Genomic DNA, 3,513 nt, shown 5'->3' with positions numbered 1-3,513 from the left:
GACAGGCCTCCGTCGGCCACAGCTCCGCAAGCTTCGCCAGCAGCCAAAAAACAACGGGGGAGGAAAGAAAGTAGCTGGCCGGGTCACACCGCTCCCTCACCAATCCTCTGCAAAGGACACAAAACCAATGAACGCAGCACCCACGCTCGAACTGCTTGACCCCACCACCCTCACGGTGGACACCAACGTCCGCAAGGATGCCGGACTCACCAAGGAGTTCGTGGCCAGCATCAAGGAACATGGCGTGCTGGTGCCTGTCGTCGCCCACCGGACCGAGGACGGAACCGTGCACGTTCTGATGGGGCAGCGCCGTACCCTTGGAGCCGTGGAGGCAGGAGCGGCGACCATTCCTGTGCTCGTCGGGGCCAGCCCCGAGGAAGCGGAACGACTCGCCACGCAGGTAGTTGAGAACGACCACCGCAGCGCACTCGCCGACAGCGACCGCGCCGAAGCCTTCCACCAAATGGCACTGCTGGGCGTGAGCGCCAACGTCATCGCCCGGAAGATGGGAGCCAAGAAAGCCGTGGTGGAAACCGCGCTGAAGGTCAAAGCGAACGCCACCGCAGCCCAGGCACTGGACCAAGGCCTGACGCTGGAGCAGTCCGCCGTGATCGAGGAATTCGCGGACGATGCCGACGCAGTGGCCACGCTCGAACGCCTCGCCACTGAGAACCCCGGGAACTTCGCCCACCGGGCGCAGCGGCTCCGGGACGAGCGCAGGAACAACGCCCTGCTCGCCGAAGCCTGCGCCGAGGCAGCCGCTAAAGGTCTCACCGTGTTGGAACAGGATCCCGGTTACTACGACTACAAGGGACCCGCCGCCCTGATCTCCGCACTGACCACCCCCGAGGGCGAACGCCTCAGCGAGACGGACGCCGACGCGGTTTACATCGGCATCGGTTACAGCGGTTTGATGACGAGGTTCGCCGTGGCTGACTGGAAGGCACGCGGGCTGCGGAAGGACGGCAAAGCCCCGGCAGGAGGGATGACCGACGAGGAAAAAGCCGCACGCCGGGAGGTCATCGAAAACAACAAAGCCATGGATTCGGCCGAGGTGGTACGCAGGGAGTTCGTCAAAACCCTGCTGGCACGCAAGGCCCTGCCAAAGAACTCCCAGAAGTTCATCGCCCACACCATTGCCCACGCCAGCTACATCCTGACCAAGGCCTTGAACAAGACCGAACTCACGGCGGAACTGCTGGGCACCGGCACCGGGTACGGCGAGTTCACAGCCTACGTGGACAAGCCCACCACCAAACCCGAAACGGTCACCCTCGCCATGATGATCACCGCGTACGAGGCAAACATCGATCGCACGAGCTGGCGGACTCGAGGAAGCGACACCCGCTACTACCTCACCCAGCTCACGGCATGGGGATACGAGGCCAGCGACGTTGAAAAGATCATCCTCACCGACCCCAAGACAGAAACCGAGGAAACCACCGAAAGCGCAGACGAACCCGAAGCCGCCTAGACCCCTTGCCGGGCGGAACCCCCACCGCCCGGCAAGGCCCCCGGCCACTCACCACGAGCAGGGCCGGGAACCTCCCAAACGTCGGGCGGTCCGCCGCCCAGGGCGAACCACAGCAGCCAATCACCAGCGGCGGACCGCCGTTCAGCGCCACCAGGCACACACAAACAAAGTGCCGCGCCGTCACATTCACTAGAACTTCTTCACTATTAGTTAAGAAATCTTTGTCAGAGGCCACCGTTAGGCTCAGCCTATGGCAGCACAGACAGGAGTCGCGATGACCACGCAGACGCCCCCGGGGATCTCTCTTGCCGAGCTGTTTCCTGGCCTGAATGAGGTCCTGGAGCACATGGGCAGCATCACCGGCTTGATCATCGGCGCAGCGATCGGAGCCCTCCTTGCCCTGGGCACTTACCTTCTCCTGCGCCGGCACCGGGCAACACAGCGCCGGACCACGCCCTGACGGGCAAGACTTCAGTCTTGTAGACTGAACCACAGATTTCCTTTTGCAGAGGGAAAATAGGAAGGGCCGGCACTTACAGTGCCGGCCCTTCACCCTTTAACCCGACTAGCGGCCCAGCCCGCGCCACCACGGAGCAGTTAGCTGCCAGAGCAGAACGACCGGCAACGTCTCCCATGGTTCAAGACACCCGCTGCCGACCGGCCACGCGTTGAGGAAATTTTCTTTCAGCCTGGACGACACATGGGGGCACGCGACATCACCTGATGCAGGCATAAGAACCAGCCGCCCAGGGCAGCTGCTAAAGAAGCCGGGGGAGTCACGTCGGACTACTACCCGCGATCTTCCACAACACGCCGCGCGCGATAATCACCAGAAAAATCACTACCAAAGACTGAGTAAAAATCCCTAGAAATAAGGGCAAAACCCTTTAAATCCGAGTGGATAAACGCTAGAATAGTAGTAGCAAGTCAGCCAGACGAACCTAACCAAACTGATACGAAACCCAGGACTGAAAATGACTTCCTCAATCACCGATTACACGGTTTACACCAAGCCCGGTTGCCCGAACTGCGACCGCACCATGGAGTACTTCGACTCCAAAGGCATCACTTACACGCCCGTGGACATCACCGAAGTGCCGGCAGCGCTGGAATACATCACCCAAGAGCTCGGCTACTCCCAGGCACCCGTCATCGTGAACAACTCCGATGACCAGGACCACTGGTCCGGGTTACGCCGCGACAAGCTCGTCCAGGCCGCCATGACCCACACCACCGCAAGCCACCAGGAGGCATCATGAACGCCACACCCATCACCGCCGAGACCATCACACTGATCCTGGACGAACAGGGTGTTCCCGCAGAACTTCGCACCGATCCCGAAGTCCAGGCTGCCGCGTACGGGCTTGCGTTCCTGAACTCCCCGGCAACTCCGGCCGAGGGACGCTTCTACAGCGCCTCAACCGTCTTCTACGACGAGGAAAACGAAAGCAGGTACGAGGTCAGCAACCGCGATCTCCTTGAAGAGCAGCTCACCGCCCGGCTGAGCGTCCGCAACGCCGAACTCGCCCAGAGCGATGACGGCATCAACCACCAAGCAGGGTGAGGACAGTGACCACCCCGCACCCTGTAGATGGGTTCAAGATCAGCCCACGGGTCCCGCTGGACGTGGACTTGTTCCGGGAGACCAACCCCAGCGGCAGGATCTACCCCGACGCCAAGGAGGAACCTTTCGCCGGCTACTACGGCATCCCCCTCAGTGTCGAGGATGACCGCTACCTTGCCGCGATCAGCAGGGCCCCGATAGGGGAGGGCGGTCTCTGGGACGAACACACCGCAGACCAGCACCAACCCAACGACCTCACCCACGATGAACCGGGTGGGACCGAACCTCAGAACGAAACCAGCACACAGACCGAGAACACCAACAGCACACGAGGAAAAGGAACCATCATGGCCGGCGAAACCACCATTACCGTCATCGGAAACCTGACATCTGACCCCGAGCTGAGGTTCACCCCGTCGGGATCCGCGGTAGCGAACTTCACGATCGCCTCCACGCCCAGGACCTTCGACCGCCA

Annotated in this window: 5 protein-coding genes; all 5 read left to right on the top strand. The window is 61.6% G+C overall.

Annotated features, from left to right (window positions below):
- Positions 1–127: 127 nt before the first annotated feature.
- A complete protein-coding gene (locus HP499_RS22230) occupies positions 128–1,474 on the top strand; it encodes a ParB/RepB/Spo0J family partition protein (protein WP_172326265.1) in 1,347 nt (448 codons plus the stop codon).
- Positions 1,475–1,724: 250 nt separating this feature from the next.
- Positions 1,725–1,934, top strand: coding sequence for a hypothetical protein (locus HP499_RS22225; protein ID WP_172326264.1), 210 nt, complete (start codon positions 1,725–1,727; stop codon positions 1,932–1,934).
- A gap of 514 nt (positions 1,935–2,448) precedes the next feature.
- Complete coding sequence (locus HP499_RS22220; protein WP_172326263.1) at positions 2,449–2,733, top strand: glutaredoxin family protein; 285 nt, start codon at positions 2,449–2,451, stop codon at positions 2,731–2,733.
- On the top strand, positions 2,730–3,038 hold the full coding sequence (locus tag HP499_RS22215) for a hypothetical protein (RefSeq protein ID WP_172326262.1): 309 nt from the start codon (positions 2,730–2,732) through the stop codon (positions 3,036–3,038). Before HP499_RS22220 ends, HP499_RS22215 begins: the two co-directional genes overlap by 4 nt.
- Positions 3,039–3,385: 347 nt before the next feature.
- The coding region (locus tag HP499_RS22210) for a single-stranded DNA-binding protein (RefSeq protein ID WP_172326266.1) at positions 3,386–3,513 on the top strand (128 nt) is incomplete at its 3' end.

This window comes from Paenarthrobacter sp. CM16 (assembly GCF_013179505.1).
In the GTDB taxonomy this organism is placed as follows: domain Bacteria; phylum Actinomycetota; class Actinomycetes; order Actinomycetales; family Micrococcaceae; genus Arthrobacter.
The sequence above is the reverse complement of the archived record's forward strand: the minus strand, read 5'-3'. Positions and strand labels throughout refer to the sequence as shown.

Bases quoted from the DNA above. Each gene is read 5' to 3' on its own strand.
- HP499_RS22230 (WP_172326265.1), top strand. From the start codon at position 128: ATGAACGCAGCACCCACGCTCGAACTGCTTGACCCCACCACCCTCACG.
- HP499_RS22225 (WP_172326264.1), top strand. From the start codon at position 1,725: ATGGCAGCACAGACAGGAGTCGCGATGACCACGCAGACGCCCCCGGGG.
- HP499_RS22220 (WP_172326263.1), top strand. From the start codon at position 2,449: ATGACTTCCTCAATCACCGATTACACGGTTTACACCAAGCCCGGTTGC.
- HP499_RS22215 (WP_172326262.1), top strand. From the start codon at position 2,730: ATGAACGCCACACCCATCACCGCCGAGACCATCACACTGATCCTGGAC.